This window comes from Bacillus luti, from assembly GCF_009739945.1.
Taxonomy (GTDB): Bacteria; Bacillota; Bacilli; order Bacillales; family Bacillaceae_G; genus Bacillus_A; species Bacillus_A luti.
Genome location: NZ_CP040336.1, coordinates 1,649,547 through 1,670,307 on the forward strand (window position 1 = coordinate 1,649,547; position 20,761 = coordinate 1,670,307).

Genomic DNA, 20,761 nt, shown 5'->3' on the forward strand with positions numbered 1-20,761 from the left:
ATGTCTCCTAACCGCTATCAATGGAGGCACTCGATTATGCTGTGGGTTGTGAAAACAACCTTAGATGCCAGTCATCAAAAGTGTAATGTGAGGGAGGGTTAGATGCCCATGTTTTATTAAAGTTTCTAACTATGTGTTTTTAATAAAGAGAATATAGTTAGAAACTTTAAATTTGAAAGAGTTAAGTAAGGAATTGATTAAAGGAGGAAGTTATATGACGTATCGTCGGAGGATATCGTTATTGCTTTTAATGGATTCACTGATTGTATTAAGTGCTATTTTTTTTAGTTATTTTTTTGTAAATGCTAGCTTCAGTGTTATCACTTTATCATCAGTTGTTAGCTCTATCACTTTATTAGTTAGTCATCATCTGTTTGCTTTTATTTATAAACTGTATAAAAAAGCTTTGGAATATGCGAGTGTAGGAGAGTTGTTAATTATATGCAAAGTCGTTACATTTTCTATACTCACTACCGCAGTTATGCAACAATTGATTATGCAAAAAATGTATTTTCGATTGCTAGTTGTAACTTGGATGATTCATATTCTATTAATTGGTGGTTCTCGCTTTATTTGGAGAATGTATAGAGATATTTATTATGTGAAAAAGGGTGATAAGAAACGAACGTTAATTGTTGGTGCTGGATCAGCTGGGACAATGGTTGCAAGACAGTTGTTGAAGAATAGTGCCACAGAATTAATGCCGGTTGCGTTTATTGATGATAATGTTAAAAAACATAATCTTGATATATGGGGAATTCCGGTAATTGGTGGTATGAATCAAATTGACTACGCTATAAAAAAACTGAATATTGAAATGATTATTTTGGCAATTCCTTCGTTAAATAAGAGAGATAGAAATGTTATTTTGAAAGATTGTTTAAAAACAAATGTGAAAACTCAAATTCTTCCAATGTTAGAAGACTTAGTAACAGGTAAAGTTTCAGTAAATGAATTCAGAGATGTTCAAGTAGAAGATTTATTAGGACGAGACCCTGTAGAGCTAAATGTAGATATCATTTCAGATTATATAACGGATAAAGTCATTTTAGTTACTGGTGCAGGAGGATCAATTGGCTCTGAAATTTGTAGACAAGTTGCGAAATTTAAGCCGAAAAAATTGGTTTTATTAGGACATGGAGAAAACAGTATTTATTCAATAGAAATGGAATTAAATGAGAAATACAATGATAGAAAAGGTGTATTTATTCCAGAAATCGCAGATATTCAAGATAAAAAGAAGATGTTTTTAATAATGAATAAACATCGTCCAGATGTTGTATATCATGCAGCTGCACATAAACATGTACCATTAATGGAAAACAATCCTGAAGAGGCTGTTAAAAATAATGTAATTGGGACTATGAATATAGCAGAGGCAGCGAGAACAAATGGAGTAGGAACGTTTGTTATGATTTCGTCGGATAAAGCAGTGAATCCGACGAGTGTTATGGGTGCGACAAAGAAAATAGCTGAGATGGTAATACAGCATAAAGATAAAACAAGTCATACAAAGTTTGTTACTGTACGATTTGGAAACGTGTTAGGAAGTAGAGGGAGTGTTATCCCGTTATTTAAGAAGCAAATTCAAAAGGGTGGACCAGTTACAGTTACGCATCCAGATATGGTTCGTTATTTTATGACCATCCCGGAGGCATCTAGACTTGTAGTACAAGCTGGTGCATTAGCTAAAGGTGGAGAAATTTTTGTACTGGACATGGGAGAACCAGTAAAAATAGTTGATCTTGCTAAAAATCTCATTCGATTATCAGGAAACTCTGTGGATGAAATAGGGATAGAATTTACTGGTATACGCCCAGGAGAAAAACTTTTTGAAGAATTACTAAAAGAAGATGAAATGAATGAGAAACAAGTTCACCCGAGAATTTATGTAGGGAAAGAAATGAATGTTCGTATAGAAGAAATAGATAAAATGATTTCTGAATATACAGAATTAAGTGAATTAGAGTTGAGAAAGCGATTGTTACATTTAGTGAATCAGCGTAAAACTTTAAAATTATTAATACCAGTATCAGGTTAATAACAAAAAATTATTATAAGACGGGTGCGTGGGATGGTGTCTAAAAAAGTTCTGTTTTGTGCAACTGTAGATTATCATTTTAAGGCTTTTCATTTACCATATTTGAAATGGTTTGCAGACCAAGGATGGGAAGTACATGTTGCAGCGAATGGAAATATACATCTTCCGTACGTTACTCAAAAATATAATATTCCTATTCAAAGATCACCTCTTAGCATACAAAACCTTCATGCATATAAAAAACTAAAATCAATTATTCATCAAAATAAATATAAAATCATTCATTGTCATACGCCTATGGGAGGGGCAATTGCTCGTCTAGCTGCCCGGAAAGCACGGAGGGAAGGGACGAAGGTCATCTATACGGCACATGGCTTTCATTTTTGTAAAGGATCACCGTTTATAAATTGGCTTTTATATTATCCAATTGAAAGAAGTTTGGCAATTAATACAGATTGTCTTATAACAATTAACCAAGAAGATTACAATTTAGCAGTTAAACATCGGTTTCAAGCGAAAGATATTAAACACGTTCATGGTGTAGGAGTAGATATAGAAAGATTTACCCCAGTAACTGAAACGGAAAAACAAGCATTAAAGCTAAAATTTAACTATAATCCACAAGATTTTTTAATGTTTTATGCTGCTGAATTTAATAAGAATAAAAACCAAAGTTTTTTAATTCGTGTATTAGCACAATTGAAAAATGAAATTCCGCATGCGAAGCTTTTACTTGCTGGTGAAGGGGCGTTAATGGAAGAATGTAAAAAACTAGCTACTCAACTTGGGGTAAGTAATATGGTGCACTTTCTTGGTTATAGAAATGATATAGCCTCTTTACTACAAATGTGTGATCTTGCAGTTGCATCCAGTCACCGGGAAGGCTTGCCAGTTAATATTATGGAAGCTATGGCTTGTGGACTTCCGGTTGTAGCTACTGATAACCGGGGGCATAGGGAGTTAATAACGTATGAAATTAATGGGTATATCGTACCGAAAACGGAGAAACAAGCATTCGCTTTACAAATAATTAAGTTGAAAAATTCACAGAATTTGTATAAGGACATTGGGAAGGAAAATGTAGGGAAAGTAAAGAGATACTCAATTTCACAAGTGAGCATGGAATTAAGAGAGATTTATAAACAGTCTATATTGAGGGATGAAAATGAAAATCAGTGTGATAGTGCCTATATATAATATGGAATGCTATTTAAGAAGGTGTTTAGATAGCTTAATAGTACAAAGTTATAGTGATTTAGAGATTATTGCTATAAATGATGGATCAACAGATAAGAGTTTAGACATTCTTTACGAATATGCACAAAGAGATTCACGTATCATAGTCATTGAAAAAGAAAATAATGGTGTTTCTTCAGCCAGAAATATGGGAATCGAAATGGCAACAGGAGCATATATAGGATTTGTTGATCCAGATGACTGGATTGATGAAAATATGTATGAATCAATGTATAGTACGGCGATTAAGAGAAATGCTGATATTGTAATGTGCACCTATGTAAGGGAATTTGGGGAGTATTCAAAGGTAAAGAAATTTAATTGTCCTAGAGAGTTTTGTTATAAGGGGGAAGAGGTTCAATTAAAGATGATGAGACGCTTAATAGGGCCACTGAAAGATGAAATAGCTAATCCTGAATTTTTAGATGCGTGGGGGACGGTATGGTCAAAATTATATCGAACTGAAATTCTTAAGAATAACAATGTTAATTTTACAGATCTTAATGTTATCGGGACTAATGAGGATTCTCTTTTTAATATATATGCATTTTATTATGCAGAAGTTTTTGTTTTTCTTAATGAGCCTTATTATCATTACTGGAAGACGAATGAAAAATCAGTTACATCGAGATATAAACCTAATTTAGTTGACCAATGGTTTACGCTATATAAGATTATAGAAAATTTCTTGAAGGAAAAAATGGTACCGGAAGAGTTTTACGTAGCTTTAAATAATCGAATATGTCTTAATGTCCTAGGTCTTGGTTTGAATATGCTAAGTGAAGGAGAAAAAATCTCTTTTATTACAAAAATTAAGAAATTGCGTTTGATATTAAATGATAAGCGTATAAAGAGATCATTTAGAGGATTTGATTTGAAATACTTTCCGGTATATTGGAAAGTATTTTATTTTTGTGCGAAATTTAGATTTTCATTTGGTGTTTGTATAATATTAGTCTTAATCGATAGGCTGAGAAAGTTAGTTAGATAGGAGTGATTAAATGGGACCTCTTCGCATATTACAAGTAGTGACAATAATGAATCGTGGTGGACTTGAAACGATGTTAATGAATTATTATCGGAAGATGGATCATAATAAAATACAATTTGATTTCATAGTACATAGAAATGATAAAGGTCATTATGACGATGAAATATTGGAACTTGGAGGTAAAATATATCGAATGCCACAAATCAGACCTGGTAATTACCGAGTATATTTTAAAAAATTGGATGATTTTTTTGTTAGGCATAGAGAGTATAAAATAGTACATTCGCATATTAATGAAAATAGTAGTTTTGTACTAAGGGCGGCAAAAAGAGCTGGGATACCTTATCGTATTGCTCATAGTCATTTAAGTGATCTTGGAATAGACATGAAATTACCTTTTCGATTATATGCTAGGTTATTAATGCAAGATAATCCGAATTTGTATTTTGCATGTTCAAAAAAAGCTGGAGAATGGCTTTTTGGAGAAAAAGCATCTCATCACAAAGAAGTAATAGTTCTTAATAATGCAGTTAATATAGAAGAGTTTAAGTATAACGCGGAAATTAGGAGGGAAATTAGGAATAAAATAAATGTAAAGGATAAATTGGTATTAGGGCATATTGGGAGGTTTAACAAACAAAAAAATCATAATTTTTTAATTGAGGTGTTTAAAGCTGTACATGAAAAACGGCCTGATTCAGTGCTTGTGATGATAGGAGATGGATATTTAAGAAAGACGATTGAAAAAAAAGTTGACAACTTGGGTTTAACATCACATGTGAAATTTTTGGGGGTTAGAGAAGACGTATCAAACCTTATGCAAGGGTTTGATTTGTTTGTATTCCCTTCACTTTTTGAAGGATTACCAGTTGTTTTAATTGAAGCGCAAGCTGCGGGATTGAAGTGTATTGTATCTAATAATATAACAAGTGAAACGGATGTATCGGGACGTATTGAATTTGAAAGTCTAGAAAACACTCCAGATGTGTGGGCAGAGAAAATTTTAAGTTCATCATATGGGCGTAAGGATACATCGAATTTGTTACGTGCAAATGGATATGATACAAAAACGATGGCAAAGTGGTTGACTGACTATTATATAAATCAAGTGGTACAAACCCAAAAAATATAGGATTTTGGAGGTTTTTTTATGGCTCCAACTTTAACGGTGTTTACACCGACATTTAATCGTGCTTATACACTTCATTTATGCTATGAAAGTCTAAAGAGGCAGACTTGTAAGGATTTTGTCTGGTTAGTTATTGATGATGGATCTACCGACAATACGAAGGATTTAATTGAAAGATGGATAGCTGAGGATATTATTACAATTATTTATCATTATCAAGAAAACCAGGGAATGCACGGTGCGCATAATGCTGCTTATGAATTGATTGATACTAAATTAAATGTTTGTATTGATTCCGATGATTATATGGCGGATGATGCTGTAGAAAAGATTCTTTCAATATGGGAAAAAAGTGGAAGTGAAAAATATGCTGGGATAGTTGGATTGGATGCAAACCGAAATGGTAGAATTATTGGGACGAAATTTCCATCAAAGTTAATAGAATCGAAACTGTCAGATTTATATACAAAATATAAGGTTTCAGGGGATAAAAAACTTGTATATCGTTCAGAAATTACAGCCAGAGTCCCATCATATCCGATGTTTCCAGGAGAAAAATATTGTCCACTTAGTTATAAGTATATTCTCATTGATCAAGAATGTCCTTTATTAGTTATAAATGAGGTTTTATGTTACGTAGAGTACTTAGAGGATGGATCAAGTATGAATATTATTAATCAGTATAGAAAAAACCCACGAGGTTTTTCCTTTTTTAGAAAGACAGCTATGAAATATGCTCCATCATTTAAAGAGAGATTTCGAGAATCTATGCACTATGTATCAAGTAATTTGATGATTAAAAATTATAAATTCTTGAAAGAGTCACCATGTAAAGGTACAACTTTTTTAGCAATACCATTTGGTGTCTTGTTCTATATGTATATATTGAATACAAATAGAGCTACGGTATTGAAAAAGTAGTGAGGAATTGGAGCTATGAGGTTCGTTTTGACTAAGGAATTATAAAACTAAAGTATATACACTGGGGACATGGAAGTGATTAATGAATGACTATACTATGGATGAATCTTATTCTAGTTTATTTTTTCTCCTTTTTTTCTAGGTATTTTTCTAAGGTGAATATTGAAAAGGTACCTTATGTCATTCCGAATAAATTTTTAGTATTTTGTACTATTTTTACACTGTGTTTGGTTTCAGGTCTGCGTAATAATATTGGTGATACTTATTTTTACATGCATTCTTATAGTGTAAATGATTTTAACTGGGAACAAGTTAAAGCTGGGAAAGATATAGGGTTTAATATTTTTCAAATGATATTAAAGGAATTTTCAAATAATCCCCAGTTATTAATTTTAATAACAGCAATTACTACGAATACTATTATTGTACTCGTTTTATATAAGTATACTAGAATGTTCGAACTGGGTGTTTATGTATATATAACAAGCGGAATGCACTTAGCTTCAATGAATGGGATAAGGCAATACCTTGCAGCCGCACTTATTTTCGCTGCGACGAAATATATATTGGATGGGAATTGGAAAAAATATGTTTTAGTTATTTTGTTTGCTTCCACAATACATCAAAGTGTTCTCATTCTTATTCCAATTTATTTTATAGTGAGAAGAAGAGCATGGTCTTGGCAAACATATAGCTTTCTTTTTATTGCAGTATTAATAGTTATAGTATTTAATCAGTTTATGAATCTTCTATTTACGGTTATAGAAGATAGCCAATATGGTGAGTATAAAAGTTTTTCTGAAGGTGGAGCGAATATAATTAGAGTTGTTGTTGTTGCTGCGCCTAATATACTTGCTTATTTTGGAAGAGACAAATTGAGAGAGTTGTTTCCTAAAAGTGATTATATTGTAAATATGTCGATATTAGGTCTTGTATTTATGATTATTTCAACACAAAATTGGATCTTTGCAAGAGTTTACATTTATTTTGGATTGTATCAATTAATATTAATTTCTTGGGTTGTGAAATTGTTTGCTGAGAAAGATCAGAAACTTATTTATTATTCAATTGTAATATTTTATTTTATCTTTTATTACTATGAGTGTGTAATTAGTTTGGGAGGGGTGGGTTACAGGAGTTATTTTTTGAACATTTAGTTTTTTTTGAGAAGGGGAGGGATAAAGTGACAGGCATACAATTAATCCCGAAAAAAATACATTACTGTTGGTTTGGGGGTAAAGAGAAACCAGAAATAATCAAGAATTGTATGAATAGTTGGCATGAAAATTTACCAGATTATGAAATAATAGAATGGAATGAAAGTAATTTTGATATTCATTGTAATCAGTATATACGAGAGGCTTATTATTCTAAATGTTTTGCTTTTGTAAGTGATTATGTTAGAGTTCATGCTTTATATAATTTGGGAGGGGTGTATTTAGATACCGATGTCGAAGTGTTCAAGTCCTTTGATGATTTATTATGCCACGATTCATTTTGGGGGTTTGAACAAGAGAATTATATTGCTACGAGTACGATAGGGGCAGCTAAAGGTAATAAACTTATTAAAGTGTTTCTAGATTCGTATGAAGAAAAGTGTTTTATTAAAGAGGATGGAAGTTATGCGACACAAACTAATGTAGCAATTATTACTGAAATATTAAAAGAGGAAGGAATAAAAATGAATGGGAAGTATCAGGAGTTAGAAGGGAGAGGGACATTTTATCCGCAAACATACTTTTCTCCATACGATTATATTAACTGTAGAAGTTTTATAACTGAAAATACCTATGCGATGCATCATTTTTATAAGAGTTGGTTACCACCTAGAGAAAGAGTTAAAGGGCAGTTTAAAAAAATTATTTCTAAAGTTATAGGAGGAGAAAATATAGCTAGAATTAGAAAGGTCGTTTCCAGGAATAAGGGGGAGAAGGGTGAAAAAGATATTAATAGCTTCTTTTGATATGGAAGTTGGAGGGGTAGAGAGAAGTCTTTTGAATATGTTAGACAATTTTGACTATCAAAATCATATTGTAGATTTAATGTTATATAGTCATCAAGGTGATTTTATGAACTTAGTAAATAACAAGGTGAACTTATTAGAAGAGATTCCAGAGTACTCTACTTTCCGGAAATCCATAGTGCAGGTGTTTGAAGGAAAGCAGTATAGTATTGGAGTAGCTAGATTTGTTTCGAAAATAATCGCAGATTGTTTAGGGGAAATGAAAAATATAGAAGAAGTAGGATATTATCAAATGCAATTAATGTGGAAGTTTATTTTACCGTTTCTTCCTAAATTAGATAGAGAATATGATATGGCTATTAGTTATTTATGGCCACATTATTTTATAGCACATAAGATTAAGGCAAAAAAAAAAGTAGCATGGATTCATACCGATTATTCTACAATAGAGCTAGATATAAAAATGGACATAAAAATGTGGGATGAATTTGATTATATTGTAGCTGTATCAGAAGGGTGTAAAAGTTCTTTTTTAAAAAAGTATAGCCAATTAGAGCATAAAGTTGTAGTTCTTGAGAATATTATTTCTCCAAGATACATTAGAGAGATGTCGAATAAACACATTGATAATCCTATGATTTATGATAATCGATTTAAAATTGTGACTGTAGCAAGATTATCACATGCAAAAGGGATTGACAATGCAGTTCGAGCTTTAAAAATACTAAAAGATAGGGGCTTTGATGATATCGTTTGGTATGTAGTTGGATACGGAGGGGATAAAAAAATGATTAAGGATATGGTAAAAGATTTGAGGCTTGAGAGTAATTTTATCTTATTAGGCAAGCAAATTAACCCTTATCCATATATAAAAGAAGCGGATTTATATGTGCAACCCTCAAGGTATGAAGGGAAAGCTGTAACAGTAGGAGAAGCGCAGATTCTTTCAAAACCGGTTATGATAACGAATTATTCTACAGCTGAAAGTCAAGTGGTGAATGGTTTTGATGGGTATATAACGGAACTATCAATTGAAGGAATCGCAAACGGGATTGAAAAGTTATATAAGGATCCACATGAGAGACAAAGACTGATTACTAATTGTACTCAAAGAGATTATGGTAATAGCTGTGAATTAAAAAAGTTATATGAACTTATACAGGATTAATTCTTTAATATAAACATATTGAAATTGAAGTGAATTTAATAATTTTTGTGCTATAAATTTGTGTGTATAAGTATTTTACAATCTGTTCAAATAAAAAATGGTGGAGGAGTTTAGTTTGAAGATTATGATGTTTGCTCATAGTGGAAGTCTAAACAGAGGGTGTGAAGCTATTGTTCGCTCATCAACTGATATTATAAAAGAGAAAATACTTGGTGCAGAGATATATTTGGCATCTGACAATCCTGAAACTGACAAAATAATAACAAAACTAGATGGTATATATGATGGTACTAATCGAGATATAAAAAAATATACATACCACTGGTGGTTATCTTGGTTAAAAATAAAGTTGTTGCAAGATGAATCTTACGCATTGGTAAAAATCCACCACAATATAATAAAGCATATAAAAGATATGGATATATACCTATCAATTGGTGGTGATAATTATTGTTATGGAGAACAGCCTGGATGGTATGAAATAGATAGAAGAGTGAAAAAAGGCGGGAAACAATTAGTTCTATGGGGATGCTCAATTGGTGAAGAAGACATGTCGGAAAAAAAACTAAATGATTTAAGGTTGTTTGATTTAATACTGGCTCGTGAAACGCTCACTTATAATATGTTGAAAAGTAAGGGACTTAATAACGTGAAGCTATGTGCGGATCCAGCATTTACACTCGAAAAAGAAGAGCTGAAATTACCTAAAGGATGGCAAGAAGCAAATACTGTAGGACTTAATTTTAGTCCGCTTGTATGGAATAAAAATAAAAAGTCTCAAGAGGCGGTGAAAAGTTTAATAACACATATATTGAAAACTACGGATATGACAATTGCGCTGACGCCACATGTTATGCAGGAAGGGAACGATGATTACGAATTTTTATATGGATATTATGAAGAATTTAAGGAGACTGGTAGAGTTATTATATTGCCAAATAATTTAAATGCTATGCAATATAAAGGGTATATAGCAAGGATGCGATTTTTTATTGGTGCTCGAACACATGCGACAATTGCGGCATATTCAACTTACGTGCCAACTATGGTATTGGGTTATAGTGTGAAATCGAAAGGAATTGCAAGAGATTTGTTTGGTAAAGAAAAGTTGGTTGTAAATGTGGAGGAACTATCTAATAGTAAGGAATTGAAGGATAAATTTAATGAAATGGTGGTAGAAGAGGGAGAATTAAGGGGGAGACTGAAAGACGCTATTCCTAACATGAAAAAAATGTCATACAAAGCAGTTGAATATTTAAATGAATTGAATAAACGATTTGAGGAATGATATGAAAAAACATTTATTATTTGTTATGCCGAGCTTAGCTGCTGGTGGTGGAGAAAAAAGTTTAGTTAATTTATTATCTCAAATAGATTATACGTTGTATAATGTGGATTTATATTTATTTAATAAAACAGGTTCTTTTTTTAATGCGGTACCAAAAGAAGTGAATATAGTGTGTTTTCCTAAAACATACAGTTTGTTTACAGAAAATTTAATTTATTCTGTGCTTGGTTTTTTAAAATATGGACAAGTTAAATTAGCTTTTTATAGATTTATGTTTTTTTTAAAAAATAGAATAATAAAAGACACTTCTCTTGCAGAACAATATACATGGAAATATTTGAGAGATTCGTTCGGGTTCTTAGATAAGGAATATGATGTAGCAATTGGATATCTTGAAAAATCCCCTATATATTTTGTGGTAGATAAAGTCAAGGCGAAAAAGAAAATAGGATGGATTCATACAAATTATTCTAATTCAGGTATGGATCGTGATTTTGATAATATATACTTTGAACAATTAGATAATATTATTGCGGTTTCTGAAGAATGTGCAAAATCTTTAGAGGAGAATTTCAAACATTTAAAACATAAGATTAAATCTATTTACAATATAGTATCTCCCAAGCTTATTAGTGACCTTTCTAACGTTGATAGTATTGACAATTCTATGAGTGACAAGAGTTATGTAAATATCCTTACTGTTGCTAGGTTAAGTTATGAAAAAGGGATAGATATGGCAATAGAATCTTGTAAGCAACTAATGAACAAGGGTTATAAAATTAGATGGTATGTTTTAGGAGAAGGAAGAGAACGAGAAGCGTTAGAAACACTTATTAAAAGTGAAAAATTAGAAGGTGATTTTAAACTATTAGGAATTAGGGAAAACCCATATCCGTATATAAAACGGACGGATCTATATGTTCAGCCTTCTAGGTATGAAGGGAAATCTATTGCAATTGATGAGGCGAAAATTTTGAATAGACCTATAATTGTTACTAATTTTAGCACGGCTAAAGATCAAATTGAGCATGGAGTGAACGGTTTAATTGTGAGTATGAATGCGAAATCAATCTCTATTGGAATTGAGACTATGTTAAAGGATGTTCAATTAAGAGAGAATTTAAGGAGGAATTTATCTAAAGAGAATTTGGGAACTGAGGGAGAAATATATAAATTATATGATATTTTATAGTGGTGGTGCATATGAAAAAAAAATATTATTTATAATTAATAATTTAAACTGTGGTGGGGCCGAAAAGGCATTAATCTCATTGTTGGAAAATATGAATTATTCAATGTATAGTGTTGATTTATTTTTATTTAAACATGAAGGGGTATTTTTTAATAAAATACCCAAACAAGTGAATTTGTTAGAGGAACAATTGGAGTATCAGTATTTTGATATGCCTATAAAAAAAGCGATTGTGGAATGTATCAAAAGCAGGAGAGTAGATGTAGCTGTAGCAAGAATATATGCAGGATATGTATTTAAAAGTGAAAAAAATAGAGCGAGATGTGAGCAAAGGGTGTGGAAGTATCTATCGAAAGGTTTAAAACATTTAGATCAAAATTATGATGTAGCTATTGGTTATCTTGAAAAAAACCCTATTTACTTTTGTATAGATATGGTACATGCAAAAAGAAAAATAGGATTTATACACAATGATTATGATAAATTAGGGATGGATCCTAGCATTGATATAGAATATTTTTTTAAGTTAGACAGTTTAATGACGGTTTCTCAAGAATGCGCCAATGTTTTAAAGAAGAGATTTCCTATGTATAAAAGTAAGGTAAGCGTTATGCATAATATAGTATCTCCTAAGGTGATAAATAATATGTCATTGGAAAAAGTAGATGTGGAAACCGGGGTAATAAAGATAGTTTCTATAGGAAGACTGAACTATCAAAAAGGATTTGAAATGGCTATAGATGCATGTAAAAAATTAAAAGATTGTGGTTATAAGCTAATATGGTATGTAATAGGAGATGGAGAAGAAAGAGTATATTTAGAAAAATTAATAGTAGAAAATGAATTGAAAGAGACATTTGTTTTACTTGGAATTAAGGAAAATCCATACCCATATATAAGAGAAAGTGATATATATGTTCAGCCATCTAGATATGAAGGGAAATCTATAGCTATCGATGAGGCTAAAATCTTACGAAAACCCATTGTGGTAACGAATTTTAGTACAGCAAAGGATCAGATTCGAAACGAGGAGAATGGGGTCATTGTCGAGATGGATTCCACTGCGATATTTAATGGAATTAAAAGAATAATAGATGATGAGAATTTAAGGAATAGATTAATTAATAATTTATCAAAAGAAAACTTAGGAACTGAATCAGAGATAGAAAAAATATATGAATTAATAGAGCGTTATTAAAATGGGGGATATTATGGATGTTGCGATAGTATGTATTGTGTTTAGTAGTATTATAGTAATTATTATGTTGATTGATGTAATCCCAATTTTGAATGATTGGATACGAAGGATAAAAATAGGTAGGTATACAGATAGGGAGCTATGGTCTATATCCATAACAAAAAAAGGGATTAAGTGGATCAATAAAGTACCTAAAATCAAAGTAACAGACAATACACGGCTAGTTGTAATCGATATGTTGAAAGGAAACTATACTAAAAATACTATACAACATTGGCAAGAAGCTGGATTGGTTCTGGGTATTTCTGAATATTTGAAATATGAAAACGATGATTTTGCAAGAGGTGAAATAATAGAGTTCCTGAATACAAAACTCAACGATGAAGGCGATTGGAAAGTAAAACCTAAACATGTAGATGTAGCGATACTAGCCTATGCCATTATGAAGTTAAACTTTATAGAAGTAGATAAATATAAGAAAGCGTTAGATAGTACGTGGGGAATTATACAAAATTGTATATGTGAAGATGGCACAGTTGGATATAGGAAGACTATGGAGAACTACAGATATGTAGATACGATAGGCTTTATATGTCCATTTTTAGTTACTTATGGCATAAGATATCAAAAAAAAGAATGTGTAGATTTAGCAATGAAACAGATTATGGAATATGAGAAATATGGCATGTTAAATTCATACTATATCCCGAGTCACGCTTATAAGACAAGTGATAAAATTCCTGTAGGTTTATATGGATGGGGAAGAGGGCTTGGATGGTTTGCGATAGGTTTAATAGATACGTGGAATGAATTACCGCAAGATAGTGAAGAGAAAATTGTATTGGAGAAAAGTGTTGAAAAATTTGCGAAATCTGTAATGTATTTTCAACAAAATAATGGTAGCTGGAACTGGAGTGTAGCACGAAATGAGTGTAGAGCGGACTCATCAGCTACAGCGATGTTAGGCTGGTTTATGTTACATGCTTCTAAAATACAGGGTGTATCTAAGGAATGTATAGACTGTGCGGATAATGCAATAAAGTATTTAATGGGTGTTACAAGAAGGACGGGAGAGGTTGATTTTTCACAGGGAGATACAAAAGACATAGGTGTATATTCTATGTTATTTAATATACTGCCTTTTACTCAAGGTTTTTGTATTAGATATATACATTGCTACCTGAAAAAAAGCTTGAGGAATAACGAGCGTAGTTAAGTGGAAGTAACAATGGGACTTTTGGAGTGATAAATTTGTAAATACGTTCTTTTCTGAGAGTAGGGGAGGATTTTATGCGACCTGCAGTAAGTGTTATTGTACCTGTATATAATGTTGGGAAATATTTGAAAAACTGTATTGATTCCATATTAAATCAAACGAATGGAAGTTTCGAGATACTATTAATAAATGACGGGTCTACTGATAATAGTGGGATTTTGTGTGATGAGTATGCAAGGCGAGATGATAGAGTAATAGTAAAACATATTAATAATAGTGGAGTATCCACTGCACGAAATTTAGGTATAAAATATGCAACTGGAGAATGGCTACTATTTTTAGATGGTGATGATACTTTAGAGATAGGTGTCATCGAAAAGGTTTGCAAAAACATTAAAATGAATGAAAGTATGGAAATGTTGATTGGAAGTTTTAAGTATAAAAAAAAAGATGGGGTTGTTTATGCTAACAATAACGATTTCTATAGTAAAGGAATTGATATTGTGTGTGATTATGGGTTATGGAAAATTAAAATATGTATAGGTTCTTTTGTTGTGAAAAAAGAAATAATAGATCGGGACAACATCTATTTTCATGAGAGGACAAAATATGGAGAAGATGTGGAATTTATTAATTATTGCTTAGTAAACTCAGAAAAGGTAAAAGTAACTACAGATTACTTTATGAACTACACAATTCATAATGAATCAGCAATAGCAAAAGTTAATTTTGATAGATATGATTGCTATGAATCTAGATTTCGCTCGTTAAAATATATTCAGAAAAGATACCCTAACTACATAGATATAGAGTTATTGTACAAAACTTATTTACTTCCGGAAGCAATTATTGATACAACATATCTTTTATGTGGAAGTGGTGTGAGTCTATTTGCAATTAAAAGGTATTTAAGGAAAAACAGTTATTATCAAGTCATAGAGGCAGTTCAGAAAGAAGAGAATACGCCTTTATATTTAAGAAAAAAAATTAATCAATTCTTAAATAATGCAATGCTTACATGGGGAACATGCTTTTTGTCAAATCAATATTACTATTTTAGAGGGAAATTAGGATTGATAAAAAGGAAGGTTATAATATGAAATTAACTGTTTTTACTGCTACTTATAATAGAGGATATATAATAGGTGAATTATATGAATCGTTGAAAAAACAAACGTATAACGATTTCGAATGGTTAGTTATTGATGACGGTTCTACTGATAATACAGAAGAACTCTTTAAATTATGGGTGTCAGAAGAAAGTAAATTCCAAATAAGGTATTACAAAGTAATGAATGGTGGTAAACATAGGGCAATTAATAAAGCGACGGATCTAGCAAACGGAGAGTTGTTTTTTATAGTAGATTCTGATGATTATCTAGTAGAAGATGCTTTAGAAACAGTAGTGAAATGGGAAGGGAAATTACAAGGGAACTCAGTGTTTTGTGGGGTTTCTGGGAATAAGGGAAAGAGTGAAAATGAAATTTGGGGGACAACGTTTGAAGGAGAGTATTTGGATGCAACTTCACTTGAGAGAAAAGAATATAAAATAGACGGGGATAAAGCTGAAGTCTTTTATACTCATATTTTAAAAGAATATAAGTTTGATGAGTATGAAGGAGAAAAATTTCTCACGGAACGTACAGTGTGGGATAGAATGGCTTATGATGGCTATAAAATAAGGTGGTTTAATAAAATAATTTATGTATGTGATTACCTTGAAGATGGTCTAACTAAATCTGGTGATGACCTATATGCTGAAAATCCTCAAGGTACCTCATGTATTATAAAACAGCAAATTAAATTTTATAACTATAATATAAAAGAAAGAATATCTTGCTATAATTCCTATTATAATTTAGTGAAACGTAATATAGGATTAACACAAGCTGCAAAGTATTTGGAAATTCCAAAAGGCACTTTAGTATGGGCAATAATTTTAGTTAAGTGCAAGAATCTGTTGTTGTTTAGAACTTGATACATTCTATAGGAAATTATCGTCCCTATTCTAAAATGAGAATATAGGGGGGGGGAGGGTTATTAGCTTTGTTTATAGTATAAATTAATTACAGTTTATACGGAAAGTCATTGTTGGAGTCATAAATATATTTCCATAGAAAAAGTATGGGTGTGGGAAAAGATGAGGGTGAAAAATTCGGTAATTAATATTTCAGTCGGTTTGGGGAATCAAATTATTATTACATCGTTAAGTTTTATTTCGAGAACCGTTTTTATAAGGACATTAGGAGTTGAATATTTAGGGATAAATGGACTGATTACGAATATATTAGCTATGTTAGCTTTAGTAGAAGCAGGTATAGGTGCTAGTATAATGTATAGTCTATATAAGCCAGTTGCAGAAAATGATCAAAATAAAATTAATGTACTTATGAAGTTATATAGAAATGCGTATATGATAATCGCTTTAATTGTATTGCTACTAGGATTATCTATCATGCCCTTTCTAGATTATTTTGTAAAAGATACAACGGTTGAAAATATACATTTAATTTATAGTATTTTTTTATTTAATACTGTTGCGCCTTATTTATATTTGCATAAAAATTCCTTTTTAAATATTTGTCAAAAGAATTATATTGTAACAGGGGTATACTCAATATCTTCTATAATTTCAATGAGCCTTAAAATTTCGATATTATATTATACGAAAAATTATATTTTATATTTAATTGTAGATAGTGTGATAACAATTGTTACTACTATTATATTGGTAATCATAGTAAATAAAATGTATCCATTTTTGAAGGAAAAAACTTCAGAAAAATTAGATTATAAAACCAAGAAAGATATTACTAAAAATATTAGAGCCATTGTCTTGCAAAATATAGGGAATTACTTAGTGTTTGGAACTGACAATATAATAATCTCCTCATTTGTTAGTGTTGCAGCGGTTGGGCTGTATTCTAATTATAATATGTTAATTGAAATCTGTAGAACTTTTATTAATCAAATTTTTAATAATATTTATCATAGTATAGGTAATTTAGTTGCGAGTGAGACTGTTGATAAAGTTTATACTGTATATAAAGTATATATGCTTCTTAACTTTTGGTTATATTCATTTTTTACTATAAGTTTGTATATAATGGTCGAACCGTTTATTTCTATCTGGTTAGGTTCAGAGTTTTTAATGAATAAAAGTGTGTTATTAATACTAATGATTATCTTTTATGAGAGAGGAATGAGAAATTCTATAACTACGGTAAAAACAACATCTGGAATTTTTCATGAAGATAGATTTGCTCCACTATGTCAAGCGGCGATTAATTTGATTTTCTCTCTTATTCTAGTTCAATATATCGGTATCGTAGGGGTTTTTATAGGGACGCTTATAAGTGCATTGACAGTTCCGTTTTGGCTTACTCCGTATTTAGTTTATAAAAAAGTATTCTATAAACCTGTAAGAGTTTATTTTCTGAACTATGTATTTTATGTGTTTTTAGGTTTAGGGACATATTTTGTTACAAATATTATAAGTGGAGAGATTTTAGTAAATGGTATTTTTAGTTTAGTGCTAAAAGGTCTATTATGTGTTGTAGTTCCGAATTTTATATATATATGTGTGTTTTATAGTTCAGATGAATTTAAGTATTTACTTGGGATTTTCAGAAAGATTGTAGGAGTAGTATTTGTGAGGTTTAAAAAGAAGAAATTGGAACTATAGATGGATTTAGTAACGCATTTGTGTTCAGCTATCCAAGCCGTTATGCCTCTTATTACATAGGATATATAAAAGTAATAAAGAGGTGATAAGTTTAAATGACTATTAAAGCTAATCTTGAAGATCTTGATAATTTAGATTTGATAACTCAGCCACCTGTAAATGGTGATGTTTTGACTTATGATAGCACTAGAGCAAAATGGGTTCCTAAAAAATCAGTGTTTAAAACTAATACAATAGTAGGTCAATCTAATTCTTATGTAATAGAACTAGAGAAATGGGGTATAAAAAATGATGGAACCAATCCACTGGCTACTACTCAAGGAATAAATGAAGCCATTGTATGGGCTAAAGCTAGTGGATATAATCATATTATATTACCTAGTGGGACATATAGTTTAAGAATTAATAGTACATCGTTTTCATGTATTATTATGCAAAGTGGGATTCATTTTGAAATGGCTAATGGGTGTAATTTGCAATTAGAAAACAATTCATCTCCTTGGTATAGAATATTCGAAATTAAAAATGTAAAGAATGTGAAAATTAGTGGTGGGAAAATTATTGGAGATAAAAAGGGACATATTTATGAATTAGGAGTGAAATTTGTTAGAGGGGGAGTAAATGCAGATGGCTCCTTAAATAATAATCCGAATTTTATTCGTAGTGAAGTTTTGGATCGAAACGAACAACCGGGAATTTTAAAAGTATTTAGATTATGGAAAATTCCCAATGTAGTAACTTCTGCATATAGTTTTTATCAGTACAAAGATACTATTGCCAGTAGTACACTAGTAGGTGTTAGAACGAATGGACAATTTGCTCCAGCATCTCCAACTGGAAGGGGATGGTTTGCCGAAATAGAAAAATGTAATAAAATGATTTTTGTTATTGATATTACATCGTCCCCTTTAAGTGATGAACAAATTTCGAAAATTAGTGCAAAGGTAGACAGCCAAAATTATACTCATGAGTGGGGACAAGGGATTGAAATATTGGGCTCACATCAAATTGAAATCGAAAATATAGAGATAAGTGATTGTACTGGTGATGCTATTTCTACAGGTTGGTTACAATATAAACTTAACCCATCAGAATATACTCAAGAAGATATGGGATCACATATTTATATTTACAATTGCAATATACATCATTGTAGAAGACAAGGTATAACTTTAGGTGCTTCGAATGATACGTATGTTTATAAAAATCAAATTCATCATATCGGTAAAAATGATGATGGTGTTACATCCGACTTTAGGAGTGGGATAGCACCGATGTTTGGGATAGATATTGAATCGATGGTGGGAGAAACCAATATTCCATATAAATTCCCCTATTACAAACAAGATGGGTTAGAGGTGAATTTTAGACTATTTATTTTTAATAACTATATCCATGATAATGAACGTGGGCATTTTGTAAATAATGACGGAAATTATGTTACTTTAGAAAATAATATATTTGAAGGATATAATATTGGAAGTGTTAGTTCTTACCAAAAGACAATGGAAATCAAATATCTTAATAATTCCTTTATAAACTGTTCATTAATTGTAAAAGGAAATCACTTAGTTGATGGTGCAAATTTTAATAATGGCCAATGTAGAATGCTAGATGTGGAAGGAGCCGTTGTACGGAATATTCAAGTGAAAGAAGGAGCCTTTTTAGTATCTAGTGTTTATGGATATTTTGGAACACCATCAGTAAATGTGACGACTAGTACATTTACCTATAGTCAGCCACATGAAATGGGAAATACAGCGAAAGTATGTTTTGAACAATGGGTTGGAAGGGTTCCAACAGGAATTGATGTAAATAAAATATATTATGTGGTGAATAGAACAGATACAAGTTTTCAAGTATCTGAAGCAATAGGAGGAGCACCAGTTGTTATTACAGATGCAGGAGAAATAGGATTTAATATTAGTCGGTATAATTATGGTCGGTGTTATGTGGAAAATGTACTGGTCGAACGTGAGTGGAGGCCAAATACAGCGGTTGATGTAGGGTGCACATTATTGATGACGGGTGGTGTAGTGAAGAATATAACGGTAAAAAATTATGATATAGATATTAAACCACCTTATAACTATGTAGGGAGACCGATAACTTTAAATGATTTAACAGTTATCGAAGGTGCGACTAATATAGAGTGTTGTAATATAAATAACGGGAGTTTTATAAAAGCAAAGGCTAAAAGATTAGGAGGAGATATTACCTTTGGTTCTAATGATGTAAAATATATGAGGAAAATAAATGCCAATGATTGTTTTTTTGAAAGTGTGGATGTCAATTTAGAGGGAAATGTAGTTTTAACAAATAGTACTTTTGTGAAATCTGGTATTGGGAAAGCAGCTAGTGGTCTCAATTCTTCTATGCTTCTAAATAGTTATTTAGAAAATAGTAAAATTAATTTGTATTGGTTAGTCAAAAAAAATCATATGACGATAGCTAAATGTACTTTTAACAATGTTACAATCTCTGCACGGGACGGAGTTCGTATGATTGATAATTTGGATGTTTCGAACAATTAATCGGTAATAGTTATTTTAAGGTGAGCGCTTTACATGAACCAATGAATCTTGATTATGAAGAAAACCACTATGTTTGTTTATCAACATAGTGGTTTTTTATTATAAGTTCAACATAGTACTAATAATATTAAGGGATGTTTTAAATTAAAGGCTTATTTTATACTTCCATTTCAAATAGTACATTGTAATAGAAATAATA

At 31.2% G+C, this 20,761-nt stretch carries 16 protein-coding genes; all 16 read left to right on the top strand.

What is annotated here, in order from left to right:
- Positions 1-214 precede the first annotated feature (214 nt).
- The 16 genes from EUC40_RS08535 (at position 215) to EUC40_RS08610 (ending at position 20,562) form a co-directional block, all read left to right on the top strand.
- Entirely contained in the window at positions 215-2,041 is a 1,827-nt protein-coding gene (locus EUC40_RS08535; protein WP_156574409.1) for a polysaccharide biosynthesis protein, read from the top strand.
- A 33-nt stretch (positions 2,042-2,074) separates the two neighbouring features.
- Complete coding sequence (locus EUC40_RS08540) at positions 2,075-3,238, top strand: glycosyltransferase family 4 protein (RefSeq protein WP_156574411.1); 1,164 nt, start codon at positions 2,075-2,077, stop codon at positions 3,236-3,238.
- On the top strand, positions 3,207-4,268 hold the full coding sequence (locus EUC40_RS08545) for a glycosyltransferase family 2 protein (RefSeq protein ID WP_156574413.1): 1,062 nt from the start codon (positions 3,207-3,209) through the stop codon (positions 4,266-4,268). The genes EUC40_RS08540 and EUC40_RS08545 overlap by 32 nt, the downstream gene beginning before the upstream one ends.
- Positions 4,269-4,278: 10 nt before the next feature.
- Positions 4,279-5,400: a glycosyltransferase family 1 protein gene (locus EUC40_RS08550; protein WP_156574415.1), complete on the top strand. Its 1,122-nt coding sequence runs from the start codon at positions 4,279-4,281 to the stop codon at positions 5,398-5,400.
- An 18-nt stretch (positions 5,401-5,418) separates the two neighbouring features.
- A complete protein-coding gene (locus EUC40_RS08555) occupies positions 5,419-6,318 on the top strand; it encodes a glycosyltransferase family 2 protein (protein ID WP_156574417.1) in 900 nt (299 codons plus the stop codon).
- Between the two features lie 86 nt (positions 6,319-6,404).
- Complete coding sequence (locus tag EUC40_RS08560; RefSeq protein ID WP_156574419.1) at positions 6,405-7,475, top strand: EpsG family protein; 1,071 nt, start codon at positions 6,405-6,407, stop codon at positions 7,473-7,475.
- Positions 7,476-7,501: 26 nt separating this feature from the next.
- The gene (locus tag EUC40_RS08565) at positions 7,502-8,281 is read left to right on the top strand and encodes a glycosyltransferase family 32 protein (protein WP_156574421.1); all 780 of its coding nucleotides are present in this window, start codon (positions 7,502-7,504) and stop codon (positions 8,279-8,281) included.
- On the top strand, positions 8,253-9,449 hold the full coding sequence (locus tag EUC40_RS08570) for a glycosyltransferase (protein WP_156574423.1): 1,197 nt from the start codon (positions 8,253-8,255) through the stop codon (positions 9,447-9,449). Before EUC40_RS08565 ends, EUC40_RS08570 begins: the two co-directional genes overlap by 29 nt.
- A gap of 115 nt (positions 9,450-9,564) precedes the next feature.
- Positions 9,565-10,737 (top strand): polysaccharide pyruvyl transferase family protein, encoded by a 1,173-nt coding sequence (locus tag EUC40_RS08575; protein WP_156574425.1) that lies wholly within the window; start codon positions 9,565-9,567, stop codon positions 10,735-10,737.
- A 1-nt stretch (position 10,738) separates the two neighbouring features.
- Positions 10,739-11,929 carry a glycosyltransferase gene (locus EUC40_RS08580; protein WP_156574427.1) on the top strand — a complete coding sequence of 397 codons (1,191 nt, stop codon included), beginning with the start codon at positions 10,739-10,741 and terminating at the stop codon, positions 11,927-11,929.
- Positions 11,916-13,127 carry a glycosyltransferase gene (locus EUC40_RS08585; protein ID WP_156574429.1) on the top strand — a complete coding sequence of 404 codons (1,212 nt, stop codon included), beginning with the start codon at positions 11,916-11,918 and terminating at the stop codon, positions 13,125-13,127. The genes EUC40_RS08580 and EUC40_RS08585 overlap by 14 nt, the downstream gene beginning before the upstream one ends.
- A gap of 13 nt (positions 13,128-13,140) precedes the next feature.
- Positions 13,141-14,343: a glycoside hydrolase family 88 protein gene (locus EUC40_RS08590; RefSeq protein ID WP_167520144.1), complete on the top strand. Its 1,203-nt coding sequence runs from the start codon at positions 13,141-13,143 to the stop codon at positions 14,341-14,343.
- A gap of 74 nt (positions 14,344-14,417) precedes the next feature.
- Positions 14,418-15,443 carry a glycosyltransferase family 2 protein gene (locus EUC40_RS08595; RefSeq protein ID WP_156574433.1) on the top strand — a complete coding sequence of 342 codons (1,026 nt, stop codon included), beginning with the start codon at positions 14,418-14,420 and terminating at the stop codon, positions 15,441-15,443.
- A complete protein-coding gene (locus tag EUC40_RS08600; protein ID WP_156574435.1) occupies positions 15,440-16,321 on the top strand; it encodes a glycosyltransferase family 2 protein in 882 nt (293 codons plus the stop codon). Before EUC40_RS08595 ends, EUC40_RS08600 begins: the two co-directional genes overlap by 4 nt.
- A 162-nt stretch (positions 16,322-16,483) precedes the next feature.
- Complete coding sequence (locus tag EUC40_RS08605) at positions 16,484-18,028, top strand: lipopolysaccharide biosynthesis protein (protein WP_156574437.1); 1,545 nt, start codon at positions 16,484-16,486, stop codon at positions 18,026-18,028.
- 95 nt (positions 18,029-18,123) lie between these two features.
- Entirely contained in the window at positions 18,124-20,562 is a 2,439-nt protein-coding gene (locus EUC40_RS08610; RefSeq protein ID WP_156574439.1) for a right-handed parallel beta-helix repeat-containing protein, read from the top strand.
- Positions 20,563-20,761 lie beyond the last annotated feature (199 nt).